This is a genomic window from Sneathiella glossodoripedis JCM 23214 (assembly GCF_000616095.1).
Lineage (GTDB): Bacteria > Pseudomonadota > Alphaproteobacteria > Sneathiellales > Sneathiellaceae > Sneathiella > Sneathiella glossodoripedis.
The window spans coordinates 14065-40276 of the sequence record NZ_BAMS01000005.1; the positions used below are offsets into that span (position 1 = coordinate 14065).

The 26212-nt window shown below is 47.4% G+C and carries 21 protein-coding genes and 2 pseudogenes; 13 read left to right on the forward strand and 10 right to left on the reverse strand.

Going from position 1 to position 26212, the window contains the following annotated elements; all coding sequences use genetic code 11:
- The first annotated feature begins 5 nt into the window (after window positions 1-5).
- A complete protein-coding gene (locus JCM23214_RS15770) occupies window positions 6-302 on the forward strand; it encodes a DUF1330 domain-containing protein (protein ID WP_025899775.1) in 297 nt (98 codons plus the stop codon).
- A gap of 7 nt (window positions 303-309) precedes the next feature.
- Here JCM23214_RS15770 and JCM23214_RS15775 read toward each other — a convergent pair whose 3' ends face one another.
- A complete protein-coding gene (locus JCM23214_RS15775; RefSeq protein ID WP_025899776.1) occupies window positions 310-1368 on the reverse strand; it encodes an enoyl-CoA hydratase/isomerase family protein in 1059 nt (352 codons plus the stop codon).
- A 1-nt stretch (window position 1369) separates the two neighbouring features.
- Window positions 1370-2521: an acyl-CoA dehydrogenase family protein gene (locus JCM23214_RS15780; protein WP_025899777.1), complete on the reverse strand. Its 1152-nt coding sequence runs from the start codon at window positions 2519-2521 to the stop codon at window positions 1370-1372.
- 186 nt (window positions 2522-2707) lie between these two features.
- Between JCM23214_RS15780 and hemB the strand changes: the two genes are divergently transcribed.
- On the forward strand, window positions 2708-3709 hold the full coding sequence (hemB, locus tag JCM23214_RS15785) for a porphobilinogen synthase (protein WP_025899778.1): 1002 nt from the start codon (window positions 2708-2710) through the stop codon (window positions 3707-3709).
- A gap of 1 nt (window position 3710) precedes the next feature.
- Here the strand turns inward: hemB and JCM23214_RS15790 are convergent.
- Window positions 3711-4445, reverse strand: a pseudogene (locus JCM23214_RS15790) (SDR family oxidoreductase); the annotation flags it as partial.
- A gap of 10 nt (window positions 4446-4455) precedes the next feature.
- Window positions 4456-5598 (reverse strand): trans-sulfuration enzyme family protein, encoded by a 1143-nt coding sequence (locus tag JCM23214_RS15795; RefSeq protein ID WP_025899780.1) that lies wholly within the window; start codon window positions 5596-5598, stop codon window positions 4456-4458.
- Between the two features lie 95 nt (window positions 5599-5693).
- Between JCM23214_RS15795 and JCM23214_RS22810 the strand changes: the two genes are divergently transcribed.
- Window positions 5694-6137, forward strand: coding sequence for a CAP domain-containing protein (locus tag JCM23214_RS22810; RefSeq protein ID WP_025899781.1), 444 nt, complete (start codon window positions 5694-5696; stop codon window positions 6135-6137).
- Here JCM23214_RS22810 and JCM23214_RS15805 read toward each other — a convergent pair.
- Complete coding sequence (locus tag JCM23214_RS15805; protein WP_025899782.1) at window positions 6120-6995, reverse strand: NAD(P)-dependent oxidoreductase; 876 nt, start codon at window positions 6993-6995, stop codon at window positions 6120-6122. The genes JCM23214_RS22810 and JCM23214_RS15805 overlap by 18 nt on opposite strands.
- A 157-nt stretch (window positions 6996-7152) precedes the next feature.
- Here JCM23214_RS15805 and JCM23214_RS15810 point away from each other — a divergent pair, with 157 nt between their 5' ends.
- The gene (locus JCM23214_RS15810; RefSeq protein WP_025899783.1) at window positions 7153-9567 is read left to right on the forward strand and encodes a penicillin acylase family protein; all 2415 of its coding nucleotides are present in this window, start codon (window positions 7153-7155) and stop codon (window positions 9565-9567) included.
- Here the strand turns inward: JCM23214_RS15810 and JCM23214_RS15815 are convergent.
- Window positions 9564-10046, reverse strand: coding sequence for a flavin reductase family protein (locus tag JCM23214_RS15815; protein ID WP_025899784.1), 483 nt, complete (start codon window positions 10044-10046; stop codon window positions 9564-9566). The two genes, JCM23214_RS15810 and JCM23214_RS15815, sit on opposite strands and share 4 nt — an antisense overlap.
- Window positions 10047-10281: 235 nt before the next feature.
- Here JCM23214_RS15815 and JCM23214_RS25665 point away from each other — a divergent pair, with 235 nt between their 5' ends.
- The 3 genes from JCM23214_RS25665 to JCM23214_RS21370 all read left to right on the forward strand — a co-directional run bounded on the left by JCM23214_RS25665 (window position 10282) and on the right by JCM23214_RS21370 (window position 12054).
- Complete coding sequence (locus JCM23214_RS25665) at window positions 10282-10560, forward strand: motility-associated protein (protein WP_234397778.1); 279 nt, start codon at window positions 10282-10284, stop codon at window positions 10558-10560.
- Complete coding sequence (locus JCM23214_RS21365) at window positions 10521-11138, forward strand: MotA/TolQ/ExbB proton channel family protein (protein ID WP_234397779.1); 618 nt, start codon at window positions 10521-10523, stop codon at window positions 11136-11138. Before JCM23214_RS25665 ends, JCM23214_RS21365 begins: the two co-directional genes overlap by 40 nt.
- A 103-nt stretch (window positions 11139-11241) precedes the next feature.
- Window positions 11242-12054, forward strand: a complete 813-nt coding sequence (locus JCM23214_RS21370) for an OmpA family protein (protein WP_199899673.1) — start codon at window positions 11242-11244, stop codon at window positions 12052-12054.
- 4 nt (window positions 12055-12058) lie between these two features.
- Here JCM23214_RS21370 and JCM23214_RS15830 read toward each other — a convergent pair whose 3' ends face one another.
- The gene (locus tag JCM23214_RS15830; RefSeq protein WP_025899785.1) at window positions 12059-12829 is read right to left on the reverse strand and encodes a class I SAM-dependent methyltransferase; all 771 of its coding nucleotides are present in this window, start codon (window positions 12827-12829) and stop codon (window positions 12059-12061) included.
- 158 nt (window positions 12830-12987) lie between these two features.
- Here JCM23214_RS15830 and JCM23214_RS15835 point away from each other — a divergent pair, with 158 nt between their 5' ends.
- The gene (locus JCM23214_RS15835) at window positions 12988-13488 is read left to right on the forward strand and encodes an RDD family protein (protein WP_025899786.1); all 501 of its coding nucleotides are present in this window, start codon (window positions 12988-12990) and stop codon (window positions 13486-13488) included.
- Window position 13489: 1 nt separating this feature from the next.
- Here the strand turns inward: JCM23214_RS15835 and JCM23214_RS15840 are convergent, their stop codons facing one another.
- Window positions 13490-14758 carry an NAD(P)/FAD-dependent oxidoreductase gene (locus JCM23214_RS15840; protein WP_025899787.1) on the reverse strand — a complete coding sequence of 423 codons (1269 nt, stop codon included), beginning with the start codon at window positions 14756-14758 and terminating at the stop codon, window positions 13490-13492.
- A 153-nt stretch (window positions 14759-14911) separates the two neighbouring features.
- Between JCM23214_RS15840 and JCM23214_RS15845 the strand changes: the two genes are divergently transcribed.
- From JCM23214_RS15845 to JCM23214_RS15865, 5 genes are all read left to right on the forward strand, one after another.
- Window positions 14912-16759: an SLC13 family permease gene (locus JCM23214_RS15845; protein WP_025899788.1), complete on the forward strand. Its 1848-nt coding sequence runs from the start codon at window positions 14912-14914 to the stop codon at window positions 16757-16759.
- Window positions 16760-16859: 100 nt separating this feature from the next.
- Window positions 16860-17579, forward strand: a complete 720-nt coding sequence (locus JCM23214_RS15850) for an arginyltransferase (RefSeq protein WP_025899789.1) — start codon at window positions 16860-16862, stop codon at window positions 17577-17579.
- Between the two features lie 218 nt (window positions 17580-17797).
- A complete protein-coding gene (locus tag JCM23214_RS15855; RefSeq protein ID WP_025899790.1) occupies window positions 17798-18880 on the forward strand; it encodes a TRAP transporter substrate-binding protein in 1083 nt (360 codons plus the stop codon).
- A gap of 297 nt (window positions 18881-19177) precedes the next feature.
- Window positions 19178-20062, forward strand: a complete 885-nt coding sequence (locus tag JCM23214_RS15860) for a TRAP transporter small permease subunit (RefSeq protein WP_025899791.1) — start codon at window positions 19178-19180, stop codon at window positions 20060-20062.
- Window positions 20063-20084: 22 nt separating this feature from the next.
- Entirely contained in the window at window positions 20085-22187 is a 2103-nt protein-coding gene (locus tag JCM23214_RS15865) for a TRAP transporter large permease (RefSeq protein ID WP_025899792.1), read from the forward strand.
- Window positions 22188-22299: 112 nt separating this feature from the next.
- On the opposite strand, the gene JCM23214_RS15870 is transcribed toward JCM23214_RS15865, so the two are convergent.
- Window positions 22300-23910, reverse strand: coding sequence for an AMP-binding protein (locus tag JCM23214_RS15870; protein ID WP_025899793.1), 1611 nt, complete (start codon window positions 23908-23910; stop codon window positions 22300-22302).
- Window positions 23911-23926: 16 nt separating this feature from the next.
- Window positions 23927-26176, reverse strand: a pseudogene (parC, locus tag JCM23214_RS21375) (DNA topoisomerase IV subunit A).
- Window positions 26177-26212: the final 36 nt, after the last annotated feature.

Here is a 26212-nt window from a genome sequence, read left to right on the forward strand (position 1 = left end):
GTTTTATGACCGCCTACATGATCGCTCGCATCAATGTAACTGACCCGGAGCAATATGAAGAATACAAGGCACTTGCACCCATCGCGGTCAATAAATTTGGCGGACAATACTTAACCCGTGGCGGTGCAATGGAAACACTGGAGGGCGATGAAGAAACGTTACGAGTAGTGGTCCTCAGTTTTCCTGATATGGACAGTGCCCGCGCCTGCTACAACAGCCCGGAATATACGAAGGCTAGAGATGCTCGAGCTACCGCAGCAACCGCCCAGTTCATAATCCTGGACGGCTACACTCCCGAATAAAAAACATTTAGATTGTTAAATCACCTTTATTCAATGGCGCAAAATAGGCCTCTATATCGGTGTCTTTAATTTCTTCCAAACGCGATGGGGACCAGATGGGTTTCTGGTCCTTATCAATCAATAGAGCGCGAACCCCCTCGTAAAAGTCAACACCGTCGATAATGCGGTTGACCATGCGCCATTCCAGCTTCATACACTCATCGAAATCAGCCTTTGCTCCTCGCCTCAACTGGGCAAGAGTGAGCTTTAAACTGGTAGGAGACTTTTGCCGGAGTGTTTTAACAACACGCACCGCCCATTCGTCATCTTCCTGATCAAGATTTGTGAGGATTTCCTCGACCGTATCGTTGGAAAAATGCCGATCGATCATCAAACGAAGGTCCGGCAACCCCGCATCTCCCGCATCGCCTTCAAAAATGGACAAAACCTGATCAACATCGTTGTAGGGATCCTTTGAAAAATCCACATTGGCAAGTGCCGCTTCCAATTCATCAAGCCGTGCACTTTTTACATATGAATTGGAAATTCCAGCATATATTGTATCTGCCGCCTTCAATCTGTCGCCTGTTAGTCCCAGATACATCCCTATTTCCCCGGGACAGCGAGGAAGAAAATAAGTGCCTCCCACATCCGGGAACAGACCTATACCAGTTTCTGGCATCGCAAATAGTGTCCGTTCGGTTGCAATTCTGTGGCTACCATGGACGGAAACTCCGACGCCACCGCCCATCACAATGCCATCAATAAACGCAATATATGGCTTCGGAAAATGCTTCACTCGAGCATTGCAAATATACTCATCATGATAAAAACGGCGCGGATAATCACCCCCTGCACGTCCTTCCTGATATAATTTGACCACATCACCACCAGCGCAAAATGCTTTCTCGCCGGAGCCTTTGATCAACACTGCACCGATGGAACTGTCAGCACCCCATTCGACCAGTTTAGAATCCAGCTCAAGTGCCATCTCATGGGTGAGAGCATTTAAAGCTTTGGGGCGATTAAGCGTCACAACGCCCAATTGACCTTTTTGCTCAAAAATAATTTCCTGATCCGCTGACATTTTAATTCCGACCTTGTCCGTCTTGCAATTTACGCGAGACCACTACGCGCATGATTTCATTTGTGCCCTCCAAAATCTGATGGACACGGGCATCTCTTACAAATCGTTCTATAGGGAAATCTTTCAAGTATCCATAGCCACCATGAAGCTGCAGGGCCTGATTACAGACATTAAACCCCACGTCTGTGGCAAATCTTTTGGCCATCGCACAATATAAAGTTGCTTCTGGATCCTTGGCGTCAAGTTTGGCGGCTGCCTGACGGATCATTAAGCGGGCAGCTTCAAGTTCTGTGGCCATATCCGCCAAATTAAACTGAACCCCCTGAAAAGCGCCAACAGCTTTACCAAATTGCTTTCGATCCGCAGTATAATCCAATGCTGCTTCTAAACAGGCTCGTGCAGCTCCAATAGAACACGCACCAATATTCAGGCGTCCGCCATCCAGCCCCATCATAGCGATTTTAAACCCTTGGCCTTCATCGCCAATCAAGTTTTCAGCGGGAACCCTGCAATCATCGAATAAAACTGTTGAAGTGGGTTGAGAATTCCAGCCCATTTTGCGCTCTTGCGCTCCGAAACTGATCCCGGGTGCATCTCTAGGAATGGCAATACAGCTAACACCACCTGCACCTTCTTCACCTGTTCTGACCATTGTCACATAAACATCCGAACGGCCACCACCCGAAATAAAAGCTTTACCTCCGTTGATCACATATTCATCGCCTACCCGCTCCGCCCGCGTGCGAAGAGAAGCCGCATCGGACCCTGAGCCCGGCTCTGTCAGGCAATAGCTTGCAAAATGTTCCATAGTTGTCAGCTTTGGAAGGAACTTGCTGCGAACAGTGTCAGAGCCAAAACGATCGATCATCCAGCTCGCCATATTGTGAATAGAAATATAGGCGGCAGTGGAAGTACAACCAGCGGCCAGCTCTTCGAAGATAATCGCGGCGTCAAGACGTGTGAGCGCCGAGCCGCCGTATTTATCATCCACATAAATTCCAGCAAAGCCAAGTGCAGCGGCTTCTCGCAATTGATCCACCGGAAAGATTTTATCTTCATCCCATTTTTCGGCATTTGGTGCGAAGACATCTCTGGCGAACCCGCGCGCCATCTCCTGAAACGCTAGCTGATCTTCACTTAGGCTGAAATCCATTTAAGCATCCTCCTCAACATAATGTTCTGTGATACGGCTTTAAAAGCAAGCTGTCAACGCTCACCTAACGATCGTTTGGTTTGGTTGAAATTTCCAAGCACACTTCTCATTTCTGATTTCGATTTGCTCATTTGACCTAAGCTCATTATGATCGGCAAAAATTTTCAGCAAATCGAAAGAATTACGATGAATATCCCAAACCGTTCATTTCCTGACACCCGTTTGCGTCGGACCCGGAAATTTGACTGGTCACGTCGATTGGTAGCTGAAAATGCCGTGACCCCTGCTGACCTTATCTGGCCTGTATTTGTTCACGAAGGGAAAGGTCTGGCAATCGATATACCATCCATGCCCGGTGTTCAGCGGTTGAGCCCGGATTTGCTGGCAAAGTCAGCAAAGGAAGCAAGAAGCCTTGGGATTCCGGTCATTGCACTGTTTCCAGCGGTAGATGCTTCTCTTAAAACTGATGACGGGCGTGAAGCCTACAATCCCGATAATATCATCTGCAAAGCAATCAAATCCTTGAAAGATGCTGTACCTGAAATGGGCGTTTTATGCGATGTTGCACTCGATCCATTTACAACACATGGTCAGGATGGGCTTTTGGAAGATGGATATGTCGCAAATGACCGGACAATAGAAGCGCTTGTCGCCCAAACAATTAATCAGGTAGAAGCCGGATGCGATATTATCGCACCTTCTGACATGATGGATGGTCGTATTGGTGCGATTAGATCTGCGCTTGAAAAAGAAGGCCATACAGAAACCGCGATCATGGCTTATTCAGCCAAATATGCTTCAGGGTTTTATGGCCCCTTCCGCGATGCAGTGGGATCTGCAAGCAATCTTGGAACTGGCGACAAACGCACTTATCAGATGAACCCTGCCAACATAAATGAGGCCCTGCATGAAGTCGCCATGGATATTTCCGAAGGCGCTGACATGGTGATGGTCAAGCCGGGTATGCCCTACCTTGACATTTGCAGAAAAGTAAAAGACGAATTCGCCGTACCAACCTTTGCCTATCAGGTATCTGGGGAATATGCCATGCTCAGTGCAGCGTCTTTAAACGGCTGGTTAAACCGCGAACAGGTCATGATGGAGTCCCTGCTCTGCTTCAAACGGGCTGGCTGCGACGGCATTTTGAGCTACTTCTCACTTGAAGCGGCAAAACTTTTGAACAGATAGCCTATCGGCCGCCGGAAACATCCAGAGTGGTGCCTGTAATATAACCGGCTTCATCGGATAGCAGCCAAAGGACTGCATTGGCAACTTCAACGGCTGTCCCTCCGCGTTTCATCGGCACCGCATCTTTCACTCTATCCACACGATCAGGCTCCCCACCCGATGCATGAATATCCGTATAAATAACGCCAGGCCGTACAGCATTGACCCGAATTTTCTCTTCAGCGACTTCTTTGGCCAGCCCAATCGTAAAACTGTCGATAGCACCCTTTGAGGCTGCGTAATCCACATACTCATGAGGAGAGCCCAGCCGCGCCGCCACTGAGGAGATATTCACGATCCCCCCACCTTTGCCACCCTGTTTTGCGGACATCACTTTGACCGCTTCACGAGCACATATGAAACTTCCAATTATGTTTGTCGTGAACACTCTTTGCAGGCGATCAAACGACATTTGCATAACGCTCATATGGTGCTCCAGAACGCCAGCATTATTTACAAGTGCAGTCAACGGAGGCATTTGCTGTTTGATGATATCAAAGACAGAGAGAATATCAGCCTCAACAGCTACATCAGCCTTCACTGCCTTGGCAATTCCTCCACCATCAATAATGTCACTGACGACCTTTTGGGCTGCAACATCGTTAGAGTGATAAGTCAGACACACCGCATAACCCGCATCTGCAGCCTGTCGCGCTATCTCCGCCCCAATTCCCCGGCTTCCACCAGTGACAAGAAGTGATTCAGCATCACCCCTTCAAAGCCTGTTCAATATCAGCGATCAAATCATCCGCGTTTTCAATCCCAATCGACAAACGCAACAAATCATCAGGACACGGCGTTCCCTCGCCTTCGATACTGGCCCGATGTTCCACAAGGCTTTCAACACCTCCCAACGAAGTTGCACGCTTGAAAAGTTCCAGACGAGCGGCCGCTTTCATCGCTGCGTCCTCCCCGCCTTTTACACGTATACTCATCATTCCGCCAAAGCCGCCACTCATCTGACGCGCACTCACTTCATGTGATGGATCGTCCGGTAATCCGGGATAGAGAACGGCTTCCAGATCAGGGTGGCCTTTCAAAGCAGATGCAATTTTCAGTGCATTTTCGGACGCCTGCTTGACGCGGATATGCAAAGTCCGCATCCCCCGCATCAGGAGCCAGGCTTCGAACGGCCCCAGCACAGCACCTCCAGCATTACGAACCTTTCGTAGCCTTTGCCAAAAATCGTCATCTTTTGCCGTTACGAGAGCTCCCGCCAGCACATCTGAATGCCCATTGAGATATTTGGTGGCTGAATGCATGACAATGTCTGCCCCATACTCAATGGGACGCGTCAGCACCGGTGTCGCCACAGTATTGTCAACAGCCAAAATTGCCCCAACACTCTTCGCAATTTCAGACCATGCTGCAATATCATCAGCGACCCAAGTGGGGTTCGCAGGTGTTTCCATCCAAAGTAATTTGGTTTTCCCTGCGACAACCGTTTGTTTGACAGAGCTAATATTTCCGTTTTCAACAAACGAAAATTCCAAGCCCATATCCACACCAAAAGTCAGCATCCAATTCCGCAACGCCCAATACATTACCTTTGGCGCAATCACATGATCACCGGGCTTCAGTCCTTGAAACACTGTCACGGCAGCAGCCATCCCCGATGAAAACAGCATGGCTTCAACCCCGTTTTCAAGCTTGCTCAGAACTTGTTCGGGCTGATCATAATTAGGATTTTGATCACGCGTGTATACGCGACCGCTTGGATAGCTTCCATCCACCTCGCGCTCATAAGTGGTACTCGGGTAAATACCCGGTATCACTCCCTTGAAGCTACCATCCATCATACCGAAGCCTTGAGCGGTATAGGTTTGCGGAGTTACATCCTTTTTCGTCACATTTTTCTCTGTTCACAGCGCGAACAGCCCCTGCGTCTTTAAACAAAGACTTTTAATACTTCAAAACTTACCATGACCTGCATAGTGAGGGCCGGATGACACCTTGCGCTGAAGAATTACTAACACTTTTTAATGCCGCCAGATCAGCTATCGGCGCCCCGTCACTTAGTTTTAACCTGCTGCTCAACCGCGCTGCAAGAAAACATTCATCCTATATGCTTCAAAGTGGCCAGTTTTCCCATATTGGAGAAAATCGGAGCAGCTTTGCGGAACGCATCAGTAACGCAGGATATTTTTATCGGAATGCTGCAGAAAACATCGCATTTTGCCCACCCGTTTCAAAGCGCGTGTATCAGATATGGAAGAACAGTCCCCCTCACTGGCAAAATATTCTGAACCCGGATTTTGTCCATATGGGCATAGCAGTGGCGCCTGAATCCGTCATGAAATCGCGTGACAATCACTATTGGACCCTGAAACTGGCAGCGCCACTGAAATTTGAAAATTTGGCAGAGGCTCCCTTAGGACAGTTTGCGTAATCGACGGATTAAGCTCGACGTATCATGACGCCCGCCGCCCATATTCTGAACATCTGCATAATATTGATCAACAAGTGCGGTGTTTGGAATACTTGCGCCGATCCTTTTGGCTGTACTCAAGCAAATTCCCAAATCTTTTCTCATCCAGTCCACAGCAAATCCGAAATCAAATTCATCTGCAATCATGGTCTTGTATCGATTTTCCATTTGCCAACTTTGCGCTGCACCTTTGGAAATCACTTCAATCACTTTCTCTGCATCAAGGCCCGCTTTTTGGGCAAAATGAATACCTTCTGACAAGCCCTGCAGAACACCTGCAATACAGATCTGATTGACCATTTTGGTCGTTTGGCCTGCACCAACATCACCCATCAGCTTGCAGGCTTGCGAATAGGCATCGATGGCCGGTACAGCAAGATCAAAATCTTTTTGGCTCCCCCCGCACATAACGGTCAGCACACCATTTTCCGCGCCTGCCTGCCCACCAGAAACCGGAGCATCAACAAACCCGATCCCCAGCTCTTTGGCGACACCCGCCAATTCAACAGCAACTTCAGAAGAAGCGGTCGTATGATCCACGAAAACAGAGCCACTCTCCATACCAGCAAATGCCCCATCATCTCCTAAGACTACACTTCGAAGATCATCGTCATTTCCAACGCAGGCCATTACCAGCGCAGCACCATCAGCAGCTTGCTTGGGAGTTGTCGCGAAAGAACCACCATATTCAGCTGCCCACTTTTCTGCCTTTGATGTCGTTCTATTGTAAACAGTAACTTCATACCCGGCTTTTTGCAGAAAGCCTGCCATCGGGTATCCCATGACACCAAGACCAATAAATGCTGCTTTTTTATTCATGTGACGAACCTCCTTGATTGACCCTAAACTGTTGTACTGAACAGTGCATCAACATGAAAGGGATAAATCCGCACAATTATTCCATGATGCGAGAATCTATTGAAACTGTTGAAAAAGCTGCGACAAATGCCACAATGCATTTACGTGAGGAGGGGATATGCATCTGATAACAAAAATTGGTCTGGGTATTATCGCAAGCAGCGCGCTCCTGTTAATCGGGACCGCTCTATATTTTCGAAGCGCCCTCCCCCTGGTTGACGGTACAGTGCATGTTATCGGTCTATCTAATGAAACCCGTATTACGCGGGATAAAGATGGCGTCCCTCATATCGAAGCCAAATCACTAAGGGATGCAACTTTCGCCCTCGGATATGCACATGCACAGGACCGGCTGTGGCAAATGGAAATGAACCGGCGAATTGGTGCCGGACGTCTGGCCGAAGTACTGGGTCCTTCCGCAATTGGAAAAGATAAGTTTCTGCGAACCGTGGGGTTCTATCACGCCGCCGCATCAACTTTCGAGCGACTTAACTCAGAAACAAAAGACTTGTTGAAATCATACAGTTCCGGTGTGAATGCGTTCTTAAACACACATAAAGGAGCCCTCCCCCCTGAATTTATAATATTGGGGCATGAACCAGAGAAGTGGAGTGTTGCCGACTCCCTTGTTTGGATGAAAATGATGTCATGGGACCTTAGCAAGAACATGTGGAACGAACTCGAACGCATGAGACTGCTGCAAACCTTGACACCGAAACAAGTAGCGGAGTTTTTACCCCCCTACCCCGGTGAGGATCCTCAGCCACTCCCCGATTATACAAATATCTATAAAATGAGTGCACTGGATATCCCCAAGCTTCTGGCGGCACTGCCAGAGCCATTACCTGAGGGTGCTGGCTCAAACAACTGGGTAATTAATGGTGAGAGAACGAAATCCGGAGCGCCACTTCTGGCCAACGACCCACACTTGGGATTATCCGCTCCCTCCCTTTGGTACTTTGCGCATTTGAAAACACCTTCAATCAATGTAATCGGAGCAACTCTACCCGGAGTGCCAGGTATTATCTTGGGACGAAATGATCAGATCGCATGGGGATTTACCAACACTGGCCCTGATGTTCAGGATCTGTTTATTGAGAAAATCAACCCAGATGACGCGGGCCAATATCTAACACCCGACGGATGGGCCAATTTTGAAACCCGCGAAGAAATCATTTATGTGAAGGACGGCGACCCTGTTACCATCACTGTCCGCAAAACCCGGCATGGCCCAGTGATTTCAGATGTTTTGGGCTCCAACACAACACATGGTCTGAATGAGAGATATGTTCTGGCTTTAGCATGGACGTCCCTACTTGAGGAAGACATTACCCCAGATAGTGCCGCGCCGATGATGCGTGCTCGAAACTGGGAAGAATTCACCAGCGCCATCCAGAACTTTACCAGTCCACAGCAAAATATGGTTTATGCAGATGTTGAGGGTAATATAGGCTATTATGCACCAGCGCTTGTTCCTGTTCGCGGGCCGCAAAACCTTGCTCAAGGTCGATTACCGGTACCGGGCTGGCTTGAAGAATATGACTGGAAAGGTTTCATACCTTTTAACGAATTACCACATGTCTATAATCCCAAGTCCGGTCAGCACCTCACTGCAAATCAGAAGATAGTCGACAAAGACTACCCCCATTTCCTAACCCATGACTGGGCAACCCCCTATCGTGCGACACGCATTGCGGAACGACTGGAAAGAGAAGAACAACACAGTGTTCAAACATTTGTTGATTTGCAGTCTGATGTATTTTCGAAAATGGCGGAGGAATTTCTGGTTATCCTGCAAACAACAAAACCACGAAATGAACGGGAGAGAAAAGCGCTTACTGAACTGTCCATCTGGGATGGCAAAATGTCCAAACAACAGATCGCACCGTTATTGTTCAACAGTTGGATGCGTCAATTGAATAAAGCCATCTATGCGGATGACCTCAAAGAGGATTTCACGCGCTCATGGACGCAACGCCCATTATTTTTGCTAAATGTCTTAACTGACAAAAACCGCATGGGTCGCTGGTGTGATGACACAACCACCACAGAACAACAAGAAACATGCGATCAAATGCTCCAACTGTCACTGGGGTGGGCGCTCGATGACCTTTCAGAACGGTATGGCGCGGATATGAGCGCGTGGAATTGGGGAGAAGCCCATTTCGCCCATAGTGACCATTTACCATTTACTCATATTAAACCATTGAATTTATTGTTTGACATAAAGACACCGTCAATGGGTGATACGTTTACAGTAAATGTAGGTCGACACAATATCCGGGACGAAAATTTCCCGTTCGCAAATCTTCATGCGGCTTCCCTTAGGGCAATATATGATTTTTCTGATCTGGATCAGTCGCTCTATATTCATTCAACTGGCCAATCAGGTATTTTCTTCTCCAGCCTATACCGAAATATGGCGACTGACTGGTCAAACATGAAATACAGAAAGATGTCGACCAAGCCCGCAGACTACATGGAGGATAATATGGGTACCCTCTCATTGAAGCCAAACTGGATGCAAAATTAGGCTTTAGGAAAGCGGGGAAAGGCTCCCTTATAAAACAGGAGCGGCTCTTCATCCGTATGCGCAATCACATTGGTCACGCGACAAATAAAAACCAGATGATCGCCAGCTTCCTGCAATGCAAAAGTCTCGCATTCAAGGATAGACAGGCTGTCTTCAAATACTGGGGCACCGTTTTCGCCTATCTGGTGATCGACCCCGGAAAAACGATCTTCAATAGGTGAAGCAAACCGCTCACACAAATGCATTTGCTTGTCACTTAGTATATTGACGGCAAATTTTCCTGACTGCTGGTACTCCTGACAGTGATTGCCCGCGTGCCCCAAACTGAATAGAATTAGCGGTGGCTCGAGAGAGACTGAACTAAAGGAGTTTACGGTCACTCCCAGAGGTTCGTTTTGCTGATTAAACGAGGTAACAACGCTTACACCAGTTGCAAAACAACCCAACGCGTCCCGAAATTGTCTGGCATCAAATGTCATTTCGATACTAATATCTTCCTTTGAATCTGAAGGGGAACCTTCCCACAGCTTGAACTTAAAATCACGTATTTTTTTAGCCTTATAAAAAGCTGTTAAGGAAATACAGTGTTGTAAATACTCTCTTTTTCCAGATTGTTTACAAACTTAATCAAATTGCACACTGTTTATTAACCAAATTCACCGCAATATCCCATTGCTAAAAAAAATACTAGACTTTGCAAGGGTTGTTTCGCGAATGTTTTGGATACTGGGTGTTGTCGTTGTTTTTGGATCTGTCGCCGGTGGTTATCTGCCTCATGGTGAACCCGGGATTTTGTTCCAGCCTCTGGAATACCTGATCATTCTGGGTGCGGGCATTGGTGCATTTTTGCAGGGTAACCCCAAATGGGTGATCACAGGAGTGCTGGCCAATCTGGGCGCTCTTATCAAAGGGGCCCCTATGATAAAAAGGCATATTCAGAGCTGCTTACGCTTATGTACGCTGTTTTCAAGCTTGCAAAAACAAAAGGGATGATTGCTCTGGAGCCGCATATCGAAAACCCAAAAGACAGTGCCTTGTTCCAGAATTTTCCATCCTTTACCAAAAACCATCACGCGATGGATTTTATGTGTGACTATCTTCGCCTGATGACTATGGGCACTGAAAACCCGCATGAAATGGAAAACCTGATGGATCAGGATCTGGAAACCCACCATCATGAACATCATGCAATTGCTGCGGCGGTTACAACACTGGGAGAGGCCCTGCCCGCTTTTGGTATCGTGGCGGCCGTGCTGGGTGTGATTGTGACAATGGGCTCTATTGCGGAGCCACCAGAAGTACTCGGTGGCCTGATCGCGGCTGCGCTTGTGGGTACATTTTTTGGTATTTTTGTTGCGTATGGCATGTTCTCCCCAATTGGAACAAACCTACAGCAGTATTTTGAAGCCGATGGCAAATATTACGAATGCATGAAAGTGGGTATGCTAGCACATTTGCAGGGCTATGCGCCGGCTGTTTCGGTCGAGTTTGCCCGAAAAATTCTCTACAGCCACGAGCGACCAACATTCGCAGAGGTTGAAGAAGCCTGCAACAACGCACCGACCGTATAAGCCAGACTTAAAGAAGTGTTGATCGAATGGCTGAAGAACTCGCCCCGATAATTGTTAAAAAAGTCAAAAAGGCTGGTCATGGACATCATGGCGGAGCTGGAAGGTGGCCTATGCTGACTTTGTGACTGCAATGATGGCTTTCTTTTTGCTTCTGTGGTTGCTGAACGTGACTGACGCGGTCCAAAAGCAAGGCATTTCCGACTATTTCGCACCAACTGTTGCAAGCTCCAGCGAATCTGGCTCTGGCGGTGTATTGGGCGGAACCAGTATGCAAACAGAAGGTGCGATGATCTCCAACACCGGTACGCCTTCAGTTGTCTCCAGTATTTCTCCGCCGGAGGAAGGCTCCAAAGATGACGCTGAATCTGACGGGAAAAGCGAAATTGATGAGGCTGAATTCCTTGAAAGATTGGCGGCACTGGAAGAAGCAAGTTTTGAAGAATCTCGGGATCAAATCAAAGCTGCAATAGCAACCGACCCTGAAATGGCGGGACTTGAAGACAATATCATCATTGATATGACACCGGAGGGCCTGCGCATCCAAATTGTCGATCAATATGACGAGAGTATGTTTGAGCCCGGAAGTACTGAGATAAAACCGGGAATCAAGAAACTTCTGGCGAAAGTCGTAAAAGCAATCGAACCCCTTCCAAACAACATTGCTGTCGATGGCCATACGGACAGTTCTGGAAGCTCTAACCCCAGCTATACCAACTGGGAACTCTCGTCGGATCGGGCGAACTCCAGTCGAAGAGCCTTGATCGAGGTAGGCCTTGATCCAGACAGAATAGAGCGGGTTTCAGGAAAGGCAGACACAGAACCAATGATCGCCGATGACCCATCCAATCCGGGGAACAGGCGAATTACCCTCACATTGCTTAGGGAAACTCCGGTTCTTCCACCGAACCTGAAATAATATTTCACATTTTCCAGATAAAAAGCTTGGTTTTTCGGCCATCTTTTAGGGTGATGGTTCGGTTAGGTTTCACATCAGGAACCGTGAAACTGTTGCTGATAAAAAGGCTTCCCGGTTTCATTTCTGAACGGGCCTTTTCATATAGCCTTGGCATAGGCACAGGTGATAAAAAACAATAAACCACGTCAAATCCGTCCAGCGGTACATTCCAGATATTTTTCATTTCAATGTGAACGTTCCGTTTCCGGTAAAAAATGTTCAACAATTTCGAAATTAAAAAAGGGACTGGTGCTGTTTCATACCCATATAAATGACAATCTGGGCGTAATGTAGAAATATCCCGCAGCGTATTTGCAAGACCACTCCCAAGATCGACAAATTTGGCATTCTTATTATTCGGAATAAGGGTCGCCAGTTTCTGAGCGGTTGTCCGATTACTCAGGTAAAGAGGAACCCTATTAAAAACAACATTCCAAAAGACCGCAAGAATGAGAATCAAAAGAACGGGATATACCCAAATCGGGATATCAAGAAGCAAGCCATAATAAATCGAAATCGGAAAAATAAGATGGATTGGCCCCCACCAGTAAGACTGGCGCAAGACGAATGAAATCCCTGCAGCTACTGCACCCTGCAAGAGCAATTTTTCATCTAGTCCGATCGCAAAATCGAATTCCGCCTGAAGAATTGGCAATCCCAAGAACAAGGTCAGGAAACCCGAAACCTGACATATCAGAGCGGTAAAGGCAGGTGGAATTGAAAAATTATTATTCATTTAAATTCAATATGTTGAAGCCAAAATCTCAATTACCAGTTAATCTTCAATGAGAATGATGATGATGTTTTTACTTGAACATATTTTCATAATTCCCATCTAAGGGATAGCGCAGAATTTTAATTTCTGCCCTTTTGAATAGTCGGGGGATCGCTGCTGTGTCGTCAGATCAAAATTCATCTATCCAATTAACTTCTTTAAATGGTACGGATAAGGATCATTCCTTTTCCACCTCATCTGATGATTTTGACGGCATTCGTATCAAACGGCTAGTTGCCTATGCAATTGATGTTGTCTGCATTGCCTGTTTAGGTTTTATCGCAACAATAATTGCGACCTTGATGGGAATTGTAACCTTCGGATTGCTTTCACCTATTCTGGCAGTGGGACTCGCGCTGGTTCCGATTGCGTATCACACAATTACAATTGGCAGCGAATGGAACGCAACAATTGGGATGCGGGTGATGGGGATCGAAGTGTATCTGTATTCGGGAGAAAAACCTGATTACTTGACCGCATTTATTCATTCGGGCCTGTTTTATGCTTCTTTGGCACTGACGTCTTCGTTAATTCTGCTCGTGTCTTTGTTTAACGATAAAGGTCGCCTGCTGCATGACTATCTGACCAATAGTGGTGTCCGTCGCGTCCGATCCTCATAAATTAAAGCAAGTCTTTTAACCTGTTCCAGAACAGGATGGTGTAGTAAATGGGAAGCTGCGCGAACCTGTATTTTGGGATGAAACTGTGGGGAATTCGTTCAAATACATCCAATCGCCCCATATCTCCTGCAACCGCTTCTGCAAGAATTCTGCTCACGACTGCGGATAAAGGGACACCTTGACCGGAATAACCATGCGCATAGTAAGTATATTTTCCAAGCCGCCCCAAGTCGGGCAAACGTTTGCGGGTAACAGAAACCTGACCGTTCCAGAAATAGTCGACTTTCACATCATCTAGCATAGGGAATGTTTTCAGCATGCAGTTACAGACGGCATTATTTTGAGGAGTAGATCTGCCGAAAGATAAATCCTGCGCGCCGTAAACCAATCGCGTATCCGTCGTAAATTTAAAGTAATCCAGATCGAAATTTGTATCTGCCACACAAGCCGTCGACCTCATTAAACTGTCACGCCGTTCCTGCCCAAGCGGTTCGGTTGCCAGGATACTGCTGGTGATGGGTACCATTCGCCACTCCAGCGCCGGGGCAACACCTCTTAGATAGGCATTGCCTGCCAGAACAAGCGATTTAGCGGTAACGCTACCGGTGTCAGTGACTACTTTTACCCCGTTTTGTTCCGTATAGGATTTCGCCCGTGTATTAGTGTAAATCTGAACGCCACGTTTTAAGGCCGCGTCAGCCATACCCAAACTGTAATTGAGAGGATGAATGTGCCCCCCTTCTACATCAAGCAAGGCCCCGACATATCTCGATCCCGCCATCGTTTGTCTCATGGCAGATGTGTCCAGCCACCGATACCCATTATATCCGTAATTTCGTTCGACAAACTCCTGCTCTTTTCGAAGCCATTTCGCATGTGATTCTTTGGGCGCTGCGTATAATTCACCGTCCTGATAGTCGCATTCAATTTTGAAACTGGAAATTCGCTCGTGTAAAATTTGTTTTGCTTCTTCGGAAAAGGCCCATAGATGCCGTGCATCGTCAGGTCCGACAATGTTTTCTGTTTCCATCATACCACAGGAATACCCCGAGGCAATCTGCCCCCCACTCCGTCCAGAGGCTCCCTCAGCAATTTCACCGGCTTCAAGCACAACGACAGACAGCCCTTTAGTTGACAATTCAAGTGCCGTCCCAAGCCCTGTGAATCCGGCACCGATGATACAAACATCCGCGGTGATATCCCCATCAAGCGAAGGGCAATCGATAGATTTATTCGCTGTGGCCCGGTAGTAATTATTTTCTTTTTTCAAGGGTTTGACTTTCTGATATGAACAAATTGTTCAATGTAACACTTGCAGGATTGACGCCAATCCGCATGATGTAAAATGATGAAAAGTAAAAATAAACACAGTAGATAGTTCAGGTTTTTATCCTTTACCAGGCAGGCTGGACGGACAGAATTGATGATTGAAACTCAACTTCATATGTGGCTGGTATTCGCATTCATTGCCGTTGCCATGTATGCTTTTGCCAGCGAAAAAATAGAGCTTGAAATCTCGTCTGTTGCCGTAATCACAGGGCTGCTTTTGCTCTTTTATATCTATCCGCTTAAAGATGAAAGCGGCAACTTGATCCTCAACGCACAATCTCTCATGTCCGGCTTGGCTGACCCGGCTTTGATTACCGTTTTATCCTTGCTCGTAGTTGGCCAGGGGATCGTCAGAACTGGTGCGTTGGAAAAGCCAATCCGGCTTCTTGTGACTATTCGCCGCCATCATCCAATCATTGCCATCACACTTGTGCTGACAACGGTCCTCATTATCAGCGCATTCATGAACAACACCCCTGTTGTCGTCATTTTCATCCCGTTGATGACAGCTCTCGCTGAAAGATTGCACAAGCCAACTTCCAGTGTCATGATTCCACTCAGCTATGCGTCAATATTAGGCGGAATGACAACATTGATCGGATCATCAACCAATCTGCTGGTATCTGCTGCAGTTGTTCAGGCTGGCTTGCCTGCAATCAAGTTTTTTGACTTTACCGTTCTCGGTATGGTTCTCGCCGGAGCTGGATTATTATATGCATTGCTGGTTATCCCCAAAATACTGCCAGAACGTGAAGCGGTGACGGACGGCACCTCGCTTTCGGGAAAACAATTCATCGTACAGCTGGAAATTTCTGCTGACAGTCCACTGGTTGGTGAAGAGGCTGTTGCAGGCCAATTTCCAAGCCTTCGAAACATCACGATCCGCTTTATCCAGCGGGACGACAAATTGCTGCTGCCCCCCTTTGATGATCTAATGCTAAGGCCCGGCGATGCTGTTGTTTTTGCCGGCACGCGCAAATCACTAACGGATGCGTTTGCAGACAACCCTCAAATAATCAGTGACTTCCTGGATATTGAAGATGATCCCAGGGCTGAACAGGGCACAAACCAGATTGAAAAGGATCAAATGGTTGCCGAAGTTGTGATTGCCCCTGCTTCACGGATGATTGGCAGAGCATTGCATCAGATTAATTTTCGGTACCGCACACATTGTGTCGTGCTTGGCATTCAACGGCGTTCCAGAATGATCAGAACCAGCCGGATGACGGATATCCGACTGGAAGCAGGTGATGTACTTCTTCTCATGGGGAGTCGAGCGGATGTGACGCGCCTGCGTAACAATCCTGACGTGCTGTTGATGGAATGGTCAACCCGCGAGCTTCCTGCGCTATCTCTCGCCCGTCGCGCCCGCTTTATCTTTGGGGCGGTGGTTCTTTGCGCGGCAACTGGGCTATTACCGATCGTTGTCGCAGCGGTGGCCGGAGCAACAGCAATGGTTGCGACCGGCTGCCTGAATATTCATCAGGCAAGCCGTGCCATAGACCGACGAATAGTCTTGTTGATCTGGGCGGCCCTGGCGCTCGGATCTGCCATGCAGGCTACTGGCGGTGCGGTGTATCTGGCCGAACAGGTTGTGTCTTTGTTACAGGGTGCTCATGTTACGGTAATTTTGTCTTTCTTTTTCCTGCTGGTCGCTTTCTTCACCAACATCTTGAGCAATAATGCGACGGCTGTTCTGTTTACACCTGTAGGAATCGGTATCGCGCAAACGCTGCAGGTTGAGCCCATGATTTTCGTCTTTGCCGTCATTTTTGCAGCCAACTGTTCTTTTGCGACCCCGATGGGATATCAAACGAATCTTCTGGTGATGGGCCCCGGCCATTACCGTTTTGCGGACTTTTTCAAAGCAGGTGCTCCGCTTGTAATCCTGATTTGGCTTGTTTTTTCAGTTCTGGCGCCGATTTATTACGGTTTAATATGAGTTTTTTAGGATTTTGGGCTGTAGTCTAATTTAGACTTGGTCATATATTTATGTATAGGCTATCATATGCCCAAAACTAACTCGGAATAACGACTAGCAAATGAAACGTGTGGAGATCCCATCCAGATTCTTTTTTTCGACGCCTCCGGCGCCGTGCCCTTACCTTGCGGGAAAGCTGGAAAAAAAGATTGTGACTTTGCTGGCGGGAAAAGATCCCGATAACCTTCACAATACGCTCAGCCTTGCTGGCTTCAGACGTAGTCAGGATTTGGCCTATCGTCCGGCCTGTGACGATTGTAATGCATGCATCCCAATCCGAGTTTCTGCTGAAGAGTTTCAACCCGGAAAGTCCTTTCGGCGGATCATTAATACCAACAAGGACTTGAATGCCCGTGTGATGCCCGCAATAGCAGAGCCCGAGCATTTTGATTTATTTCACAGATACTTACGTAGCCGTCACTCCGACGGAGGCATGGCTGATATGAGCTTTAACGACTATCAGGCAATGGTCGAAGATAGTCCCGTTCGAACACAGCTCACAGAGTTTAGAGACGAGAACAAAAAACTGCTGGCTGTCTGCCTTACGGATCAAATGGACGATGGTCTGTCATTGGTTTACAGCTTTTTTGAACCCGAACTTGCAAAGCGTAGTCTTGGTAGTTTTCTTGTGCTTTGGCATTTGCAACAAGCCAAGAATATGGGGCTTCCGCATGTGTATCTTGGATACTGGATATCAGAAAGCCCTAAAATGTCTTACAAAACAAGGTTTACACCGGCTGAAATCTTAACGCGTGAAGGTTGGCAAAGCTTCAGACCCTAGCCAATCTCGCAACAAGAGAAATTTTCCGTTCTAAAACTCCCTCCTTACGCAATTAAATAATATTTAAAAGGTGCTTTAGATATCTAACCAGTTGCGTTTATGCGATTTATTTTTATACTCTGTTCGCGAAAGGTGGAAATTCAGATAGTTATCCACTTCAAAGTCAGGTGTTATTTTTAACAGGGTATGCCTGTCTATTTTACAGGGAGAATATATTAATGGATCGTCGTAAATTTATTAAATCCGCAGGTCTCGTGGGTGCTGCGAGCACTGTTGCGATTGGTACACCAGCCATCGCACAGGGCCGTGAAAAGCTGACAATGGTAACCGCTTGGGGCCGTGGTCTGGCTGGCGTTTTTGATGCAGCAGTTCATCTTGCTGAATCTGTAAATGCAATGTCAGACGGCACATTGGAAATCGACGTTAAAGCACAAGGTGAATTGGTATCTGGCTTGGGTCCAGTGTTTGATGCTGTAACTGCAGGTCAGGCAGATATGTACCATGCTGCAGACTACTACTATGTAGGTCAGCACCCTGCCTTTGCATTCTTTACCGCTGTTCCTTTCGGTATGACACCAAATGAATTGCACAACTGGTACTACCATCAGGATGGCCACAAACTTCATCTGGAACTGGGTGAAGAATTCGGCCTGCATTCTTTCCTTGCTGGTAACACAGGTCCACAGGCAGGTGGTTGGTTCAAGAAAGAAATCAAATCAGCTGCAGACTTTAATGGTCTTAAATTCCGTATGCCTGGTCTGGGTGGTAAAGCTCTTGGTAAACTGGGTGCGTCTGTTCAAACCCTCCCTGGATCAGAAGTGTATCAAGCACTTGCTTCTGGCGCGATTGACGGTACTGAATGGATTGGCCCATGGGCTGACGAGAAAGCCGGCTTCCAGGAAATCACGAAAATTTACTACACATCAGGCTTCCATGAGCCAGGTGCTGGCCTTGCACTGGGTGTAAACAAAGATCGCTTTAATGGTCTGAGCAAAGCTCACCAGAAAATGATCGAAGTTGCTTCTGCTGAAGCAAACCTCTGGAACCTGCACCAGTATCTTGCAAACAACTCAGAAGCGCTTGTTCGCTTGCAAGCTGGTGGCGTAAAAACCCTAGAATTCCCTGATGATGTTTGGGATGCATTCGGTAAAGTTTCCAAAGAAACTCTGGACGGTTTCATGGACGACGAATTCTTCAAGAAAACTCATGATTCTGTCATGAAGTCCATGAAAGCATCTGCTGCTTGGGATGCACTTTCATCAGGCGCCTACGCACGTCAACGTACACGCGTGCTGGGTTAAGCCAATCGCTTTTGTTGTAAGTCAGAAACCGGGCCCCTTTGGCCCGGTTTCATATTTTTAATACAGATTGTCCGTGAAGGTTTAAGCGAAAGCAAATCTGGTTTGACGGCAAAATTTGCTAGCCATCAAACCGCCTTCAGTATAATAACTGCGGAAGTTTTAAACGAAACCGCAGGGAATTGGTCGTATTCGGGCGGGGCGTGTGCGTGTTAGTACCCAAATAATGCCATCCGAGGCAGAGCCAGAAGGAATTTGTACAGCGATTTAAACCTGCGGTGCTGATCGGAAAGAACCGCTATGGAAGCGCTTGGGAATCTTTTACTAGAATTTTTGATGGGGTTCGTGAACTTGTTCATGTTGCCCTGGCATATCTATCAGTGGCTGACACTGGATACGCTGAAGCTGCAAATGAACCAGCTGACTATGGCTGGCATGTCAGTACAGTTTTTATTTGTCATACTGGCACTTCTGGTAATTATCATTGCAGTTGGCATTTATAGACGTACTTTTCTGGAAAAAGTTGTCTATGGCCTGGAAACTTTTAACGGAAAAATCGGACAGCTTGCTGCCTGGTTTGCGTTAATCATGATGATCCAGCAGGTAATGATTATTGCCATGGGGCAGGTTTTTCGGGGAAATGAACTGGTGTTTTCTCCGCTCGGTATAAATCTTATCGGGGAAGAACTGCAGTGGCTTTCCGGCCAACTTAAATTTTACAATACAATTCTGATTGTTTTTGCATCTGCCTATACCTTCATTGAAGGCGGTCATGTGCGGGTAGACCTGATTTACGCCTCGTGCAAAACCAGAACAAAACAATGGATCGATTTCTTTGGAACGTTGTTCTTCTTTTTGCCTTCAACGATCATGTTGTGGTGGTTCGCATGGCCAATCGCAATGAACGCGATGTTTGCGCAAAAACCCATGAACGCGCTAACAACCTCCACCCGCTGGCGGGATTTTCGATTTGAAACATCCGGAACTGCGGAATTTTCGTGGGTATGGGCGTTCAAATTCATGGTTCTGGTATTTGCGGGTTTGATGTTTATTTGCGCTGTCGGCTTTTTGCTGCGTAACATTCTGGCGCTGCTCGAACGCAATAGAAATATACCAACCCATTATTCTTTTGATGGTGATTCAGCCGGTGATGCGGGTTCAGACGCACACTCTCACCCACTATAATTTGTCACGGAGTTTTTGACCCATGTTATTTGGTTTTACCGGCGTTGAACTTTCGCTGATAATTGTGGGGATATCGCTATTTGGCGGTATTCTGTCAGGCTACCCGGTCGCTTACGCGATCTCAGGTTCAGCCTTTGTGAGTTTCGTTGTAATTGCCGGCCTTAACGAGGCAGGCCTCCTTTATACTTTGCAAGAAATCAACGGAACAGTGCAAAAAATACCTGTCTTTGAAGGCGGATGGGAGAGAGCCATACTCTCGACCTTATCCACCTGGTCACAAGGGGTATTTTCGCGAGCGTTTGGGGGCAATGTAGAGACATTGCTGGCGGTCCCTCTTTTTGTATTGATGGGAATTGCGCTTGAGCGTTCCAACATCGCAGAAGATCTTCTGACAACTATGGCAAAACTGTTTGGTACCTTGCCTGGTGGTCTGGCGATTGCTGTTGTGCTGGTTGGTACATTGTTGGCGGCTTCCACTGGTGTGGTTGGTGCAACAGTTGTGACAATGGGCCTGATCGCACTTCCGACAATGCTGAAGAACGGTTACTCCAAATCGCTTGCAACAGGTGTAATTGCAACATCCGGCACGTTGGGGCAAATCATCCCGCCCTCAATTGTGATTGTGCTGTTGGGTTCCATTGTGGGTGATATGTATGCGATTGGGCAAGAAAACCGGGCGAATGAGCTTGGGGTAACAGTGCTTGAGATGTTAGGTGAACCTGCGGTTCTTTCAACAGGTACTTTGTTCAAGGCTGCGTTTATTCCGGGTATCATGCTAGCGCTTCTATACGCTGCGTATGCTCTGGGTTATGCTCTTCTTAACAAAGACAAAGCACCACCAGTACAGTTAGGCGAACCCGACAGTTACGGATTGCTGTCCTACTACAACAACAATCCCTGGCTCATGGTTGGTGCGGCTGTAGGCCCACTGGTTGCTATGGTGTTTGCCTGGATCCTGATGGCACAAACCGGCATCATTGGCACTACAGTCATTGAGGAAGAGGTTACTCATGGTCCACTTTCCGGTGGCACATTCGCACTCTTCGTTCTGTGTGGTTTCCTGATAACGCTCGCACTGGCTTTGCGTCCTAGTTACGATAAGAAGCCAATCATCGCCGGTCTCGCTGGTCTCGCATTACTGCTAATTGCAGACTGGTTATATGTACCTGCTGATGCTTCAGGTGGTGATAAGTTTCAATTCTATATCATTCCGGCGATACTTATCGTTTACGGTCTGAAGCACGCACTATTGCGGCTTTTGGAAATTGAGACACTTCGTGTTGTTTCACCTCCGGTTATTCTGATTGTAGCCGTATTGGGCTCCATCCTCGGTGGTGTGACAAACCCAACCGCGGCAGCATCACTTGGTGCCGCTGGTGCCATGATGCTGGCTGCAAACCGCAAACTTAAAGACTCCGGACAATCCACAAAACCTATTATCTGGGCATCTCTTGCGGTGATTGTCATGCTGCTTATGCGTGGCAACTTTGATCTGCGCATGACAATGGAAGATACGTCTTTCGAAGACAAGATCGCTATTCTCGTGTCATTGATTGCTTATCATATTGCACTGTTTGGTCTGCTTTATTCCTGCTGGATCCTGATCCGGGAAAAAACAATGTCACCCATCATCAATGAAACCACCAAGGTAACATCGATGGTGTTTGTGATCTTGATTGCATCCCTGTTTTTAAGCCTCACAATCCGCTCTTTTGGTGGTGAGCACTATATTCAGGAATTTCTGCAATCCTTCGAAGACCCACGGACATTGCTGATTATTGTGATGGTGGTTCTGTTCCTGCTTGGCTTTGTATTGGACTTTATCGAGATCATTTTCATTGTGATTCCGATTGTCGGACCGGTTATCTATGCAGCCGACCCAACATTAATGCCGCCAGCTTGGATCACAATCCTGATTGCCGTGAATTTGCAAACATCCTTTATCACGCCACCGTTTGGTTTTGCGCTTTTCTACTTGCGCGGCGTGGCACCAAAGGATGTGACAACCATGGATATTTATCGGGGCGTCATCCCATTCGTCATAATTCAGGTGATTGGATTGCTGCTGCTGTGGCACTTCCCGGAAATTACAACATTCCTGCCGGAGTTATTGCCGGCCAACTAACAAATAGATACTGGGCTGGCGTATTTTAACGCTTCCCCAGTATTTCTTCATAATAAAAGCCGCTGGCATTTCCAGCGGCTTTTATTTTTGCAAGTGACCTCAAGTGTCTCAGCTATCTGTTCTTTTTCTTCAGTTTTCGAAAATCGTGAACCCCAGGCACCTCCCGTGGGTCAGTTTCACTTCCAAAAATCTGTGTTTTCTGGATTTTCTGTGTCCCTGTCGTCGGTAAGCTATCCAAAAACAGGACATAGCCCGGAGGCTTGAAATAGGCGAGCCGCTCAAAGGTGTAATCAAACAATTCTCGCGCCAGTTCGCCTGAGGGACTAACCCCATCCATCAGAACGATACAGGCCATCACCTCTTCTTCGCGGATTTCATCCGTAACTGCAATGACAGCGACCTGAGCAACCGCTTCGTGACTTTGAAGTGTTGCCTCCACTTCCGCAGCAGCGATATTTTCCCCTGATCGACGGATGATGTTTTTCTTTCGATCAACAAAGTAGAGCATACCGCTCTCATCTTGTGTGACGGTATCTCCGGTATGAAACCACCCGCCTTTCCAAGCTTCTTCCGTCGCTTTTTCGTTATTCAAATATCCTGCAAAAAACCCTTTACGCGGATTATCGCCAGCAGCTCTGACCAGTAACTCACCCTGCTCGCCTCGCGGAACCTCATTGCCGTTTTCATCTGCAACTTTGGCTTCAAAGCCACCGAATGGTCGTCCGAATGCCCGTGTATGGATTTGCCGGGGTTCTTCGAGCACGCCAAATATTCTCCCGGTTTCTGTCATCCCCCACACTTCCTGCAAGGGAAAGCCATAACGTTCTTCGAAAATACCATGCAATTCAGGTTCAACGCCTGCACCCACGCCCAGACGGACGTTGTGCTTTCGTTCATATTCATTGACTGGCTGGTTCAGCAACATCGGCGGCACAACACCCAAATAGTGAATAATGGTCGCGCGACTATCGCAAACTTCCTGCCACCAACTGGAAGGGTGGAAGCGATCAGGAATAATGAGGCATCCCCCCGTCAGTAACATTGCACCAAGCGAGACAACAGCAGCATTCATATGGAATAACGGCAACGGATTATACAGGCGATCTTCACCGGGGCGAATTTCGATCAACCCTCTCATATCGGCGTACCATTGCCCAGCTGTCAGATGATAGTCATTGGTTAGAATGCATCCCTTGGGTCTTCCAGTGGTACCCGAAGTGTAGAGCAGACTAGCCTCTGTCATCAAACATGGCGTACCTTTCGCATTTGGGGCCAACGACGCAGGAAGACTGTCAAAAAACTCTGATTGACGAACCACCGCAAGGGGCTTTTCGCGCTCATTTGCGACAGCAATGATATCGTCGTAACGTTCATCTATTGTCACAACCAGGTCGGCAGATGAATGATCCATCTGGTAGAGCATTTCGTCATGCCGATAATCGGGGTTTATGGGCACACAAGATATACCAATCGCATTCAGGGCTATCAGATGCAGTACATATTCCGGTCTGTTTTCCAGCAAGAAACCGACACGTGCCCCATAGCCATATCCCGCATCAACATAATATTGTCTTATGTCTTCAATCTGTCTTGCGGCTTGTGAGTAGGTAATCTCCATACCCTTCTCATAGTAGGATCTGCCCTTCAAAGGAGGTACACACAAAAAGGCATTATCAGGATAGATTTCCGCAGTTTTCAAAAACGCTTCGTAAAGGGTTTCCATAGAAGCCTTCCTGTGACTATTTAAACTTGTTGTTTCTGCTAAAGCCTCTGGGTGCAAGACGACCCGCATTTCCGCGGCGCGTATACCAGCCTGTCAGATCAGCCTCAGTCCGAGTACGATCACCAGATTTCCAGCTTAAGCCTTCGTCCTTGTTAAAGGTCGTAATATCGGAGAGGCCACCGTCCTTGTAGCGTTGCAAGGTCACGCCACGCCCGCGACTCATTTCTGAGATTTCCTCAACCGCGAAGCAATTGAGCTTACGGTTTTCACCAATTACAGCAACGGAGTCGCCGTTAATTTCTTCACAGAATGCAGCCTCCACATCACCGGAAACATTCAAAGTCTGCTTACCATTTCTGGTCTGAGCAATCACACTGTTTTCATCAACTATGAACACGCCCGTCAGTCGACGCGATGATCAGCTTCCGGCCCGGTTTATGAACAAAGAGTGCCACAATATCCTGATCATTACCCAGATCAATCATCAGTCTGATGGCTCGCCATGACCGCGGCCGCGCGGTAACTTATCGCAGCCGATTGTGTAAAAACGGCCGTTCGTAGCAAACAGGATCAGTTTATCCGTGGTTTCTGCAGGTATCCAGAACTTCCCTTTGTCTCCGTCCTTGTATTTCTCCTCGCCTGTTTCTGTCACATGGCCTTTCAGTGCACGGACCCAGCCTTTTTCCGAGCAGATTACAGTGATCGGTTCCTTTTCGATCATCGCTTCCAACGGAACTTCAGGCAACTCCTGTGCCTCGCCAATCACAGTACGGCGATTTGTCACTTCCGGATGTTCTTTTAGAAGCTTCTTAAGATCTTTCAACTCTTGTGTAATAGCTGATTTTTGCAACTCTTCACTCTCAAGCAAAGCTTCCAAATCCGCTTTTTCAGCTGACAGATTGTCATGCTCAGTGCGAAGCTCCATTTCTTCGAGCTTACGCAAAGACCTGAGCCGCATGTTCAAAATGGCTTCAGCCTGAACTTCGGTCAGTTTAAAGGTGTCAATCAGACTTTGTTTGGGATGATCCTCTTCGCGTATGATGCGAATGACTTCATCAAGGTTGAGAAAAACGATCAGATAACCTTCAAGTACTTCAAGCCGGTTTTTAATTTTCTCCAACCGATTGCGAGAACGGCGCTGAAGAACTTCGAAACGATGGCGCAAGAAGGATTCAAGAACCTCTTGCAATCCCATTACCCGCGGCGTCTGGCTAGCATCCAACACATTCATATTCAGTGAAAAGCGACTTTCCAGATCTGTAAGTCTGAACAGACCCTGCATCAGCATTTCAGGTTCAACATTCTTGCTACGCGGCTCCAGCACCAAACGAATGTCTTCAGCAGATTCGTCTCTTACATCTGCAAGCAGAGGAAGCTTTTTACTTTGAATGAGTTCTGCAATGCGCTCGATCAATTTTCCCTTCTGAACCTGATAGGGAATTTCTGTAACAACCACCTGATAAGTGCCGCGGGCACCCTGCTCCACTTCCCATTTGGCACGCTGACGAAAACCACCGCGTCCCGTAAGGTATGCTTCACGAATATTTTCCGGTTTTTCAACAAGTTCACCGCCCGTTGGAAAGTCCGGCCCAGGAATATACTGCAACAGCTTGTCCAGCCGCGATTTTGGCTGCTCAACAGGTTCTGCTGTGTAGTATTTCACAAGGTAAAGCAGGCCGTCACAAAGCTCACTCGCATTATGCGGAGGAATAGATGTGGCCATCCCCACAGCAATACCTGCGGACCCGTTTGCAAGCAGGTTGGGAAACGCTGCTGGCAACACTACAGGCTCTTTATCTTCACCATCATATGTTGGTCGAAAATCAACCGTATCCTGATCAAGATCACGCAGCAACAAATCTGCAAAGATGGTCATGCGAGATTCGGTGTAACGCATGGCCGCAGCATTATCGCCATCAATATTCCCAAAGTTCCCCTGACCATCGACAAGTGGATAACGTTGCGCGAAATCCTGGGCAAGTCGAACAAGGGCGTCATAAACAGACTGGTCACCATGAGGGTGATATTTACCGATTACATCACCAACAACACGGGCACATTTTTTATAACCGGAATTGGGGTCCAGCTTTAGCATCCGCATCGCGTATAGAAGCCGCCTATGCACAGGTTTCAGGCCATCGCGCACATCTGGCAAAGAACGGGACATAATGGTTGACATCGCATAAGCAAGATAGCGCTCGCTAATGGCGTCCTTCAGTGAAGTGGGAAGCACTTCGCCGGATTTAATTGTCGTCTGATCACTCATGGTTTCTGTATATCATTTGGCATCAGTAGAAGAACA

Excerpts from the sequence above, each read along its gene's own strand:
- JCM23214_RS15770 (WP_025899775.1), top strand. The coding sequence starts at position 6 with ATGACCGCCTACATGATCGCTCGCATCAATGTAACTGACCCGGAGCAA.
- JCM23214_RS15775 (WP_025899776.1), bottom strand. The coding sequence starts at position 1,368 with ATGTCAGCGGATCAGGAAATTATTTTTGAGCAAAAAGGTCAATTGGGC.
- JCM23214_RS15780 (WP_025899777.1), bottom strand. The coding sequence starts at position 2,521 with ATGGATTTCAGCCTAAGTGAAGATCAGCTAGCGTTTCAGGAGATGGCG.
- hemB (WP_025899778.1), top strand. The coding sequence starts at position 2,708 with ATGAATATCCCAAACCGTTCATTTCCTGACACCCGTTTGCGTCGGACC.
- JCM23214_RS22810 (WP_025899781.1), top strand. The coding sequence starts at position 5,694 with ATGACACCTTGCGCTGAAGAATTACTAACACTTTTTAATGCCGCCAGA.
- JCM23214_RS15805 (WP_025899782.1), bottom strand. The coding sequence starts at position 6,995 with ATGAATAAAAAAGCAGCATTTATTGGTCTTGGTGTCATGGGATACCCG.
- JCM23214_RS15810 (WP_025899783.1), top strand. The coding sequence starts at position 7,153 with ATGCATCTGATAACAAAAATTGGTCTGGGTATTATCGCAAGCAGCGCG.
- JCM23214_RS15815 (WP_025899784.1), bottom strand. The coding sequence starts at position 10,046 with ATGACATTTGATGCCAGACAATTTCGGGACGCGTTGGGTTGTTTTGCA.
- JCM23214_RS25665 (WP_234397778.1), top strand. The coding sequence starts at position 10,282 with ATGTTTTGGATACTGGGTGTTGTCGTTGTTTTTGGATCTGTCGCCGGT.
- JCM23214_RS21365 (WP_234397779.1), top strand. The coding sequence starts at position 10,521 with ATGTACGCTGTTTTCAAGCTTGCAAAAACAAAAGGGATGATTGCTCTG.
- JCM23214_RS15830 (WP_025899785.1), bottom strand. The coding sequence starts at position 12,829 with ATGAATAATAATTTTTCAATTCCACCTGCCTTTACCGCTCTGATATGT.
- JCM23214_RS15845 (WP_025899788.1), top strand. The coding sequence starts at position 14,912 with ATGATTGAAACTCAACTTCATATGTGGCTGGTATTCGCATTCATTGCC.
- JCM23214_RS15850 (WP_025899789.1), top strand. The coding sequence starts at position 16,860 with ATGAAACGTGTGGAGATCCCATCCAGATTCTTTTTTTCGACGCCTCCG.
- JCM23214_RS15855 (WP_025899790.1), top strand. The coding sequence starts at position 17,798 with ATGGATCGTCGTAAATTTATTAAATCCGCAGGTCTCGTGGGTGCTGCG.
- JCM23214_RS15860 (WP_025899791.1), top strand. The coding sequence starts at position 19,178 with ATGGAAGCGCTTGGGAATCTTTTACTAGAATTTTTGATGGGGTTCGTG.
- JCM23214_RS15865 (WP_025899792.1), top strand. The coding sequence starts at position 20,085 with ATGTTATTTGGTTTTACCGGCGTTGAACTTTCGCTGATAATTGTGGGG.
- JCM23214_RS15870 (WP_025899793.1), bottom strand. The coding sequence starts at position 23,910 with ATGGAAACCCTTTACGAAGCGTTTTTGAAAACTGCGGAAATCTATCCT.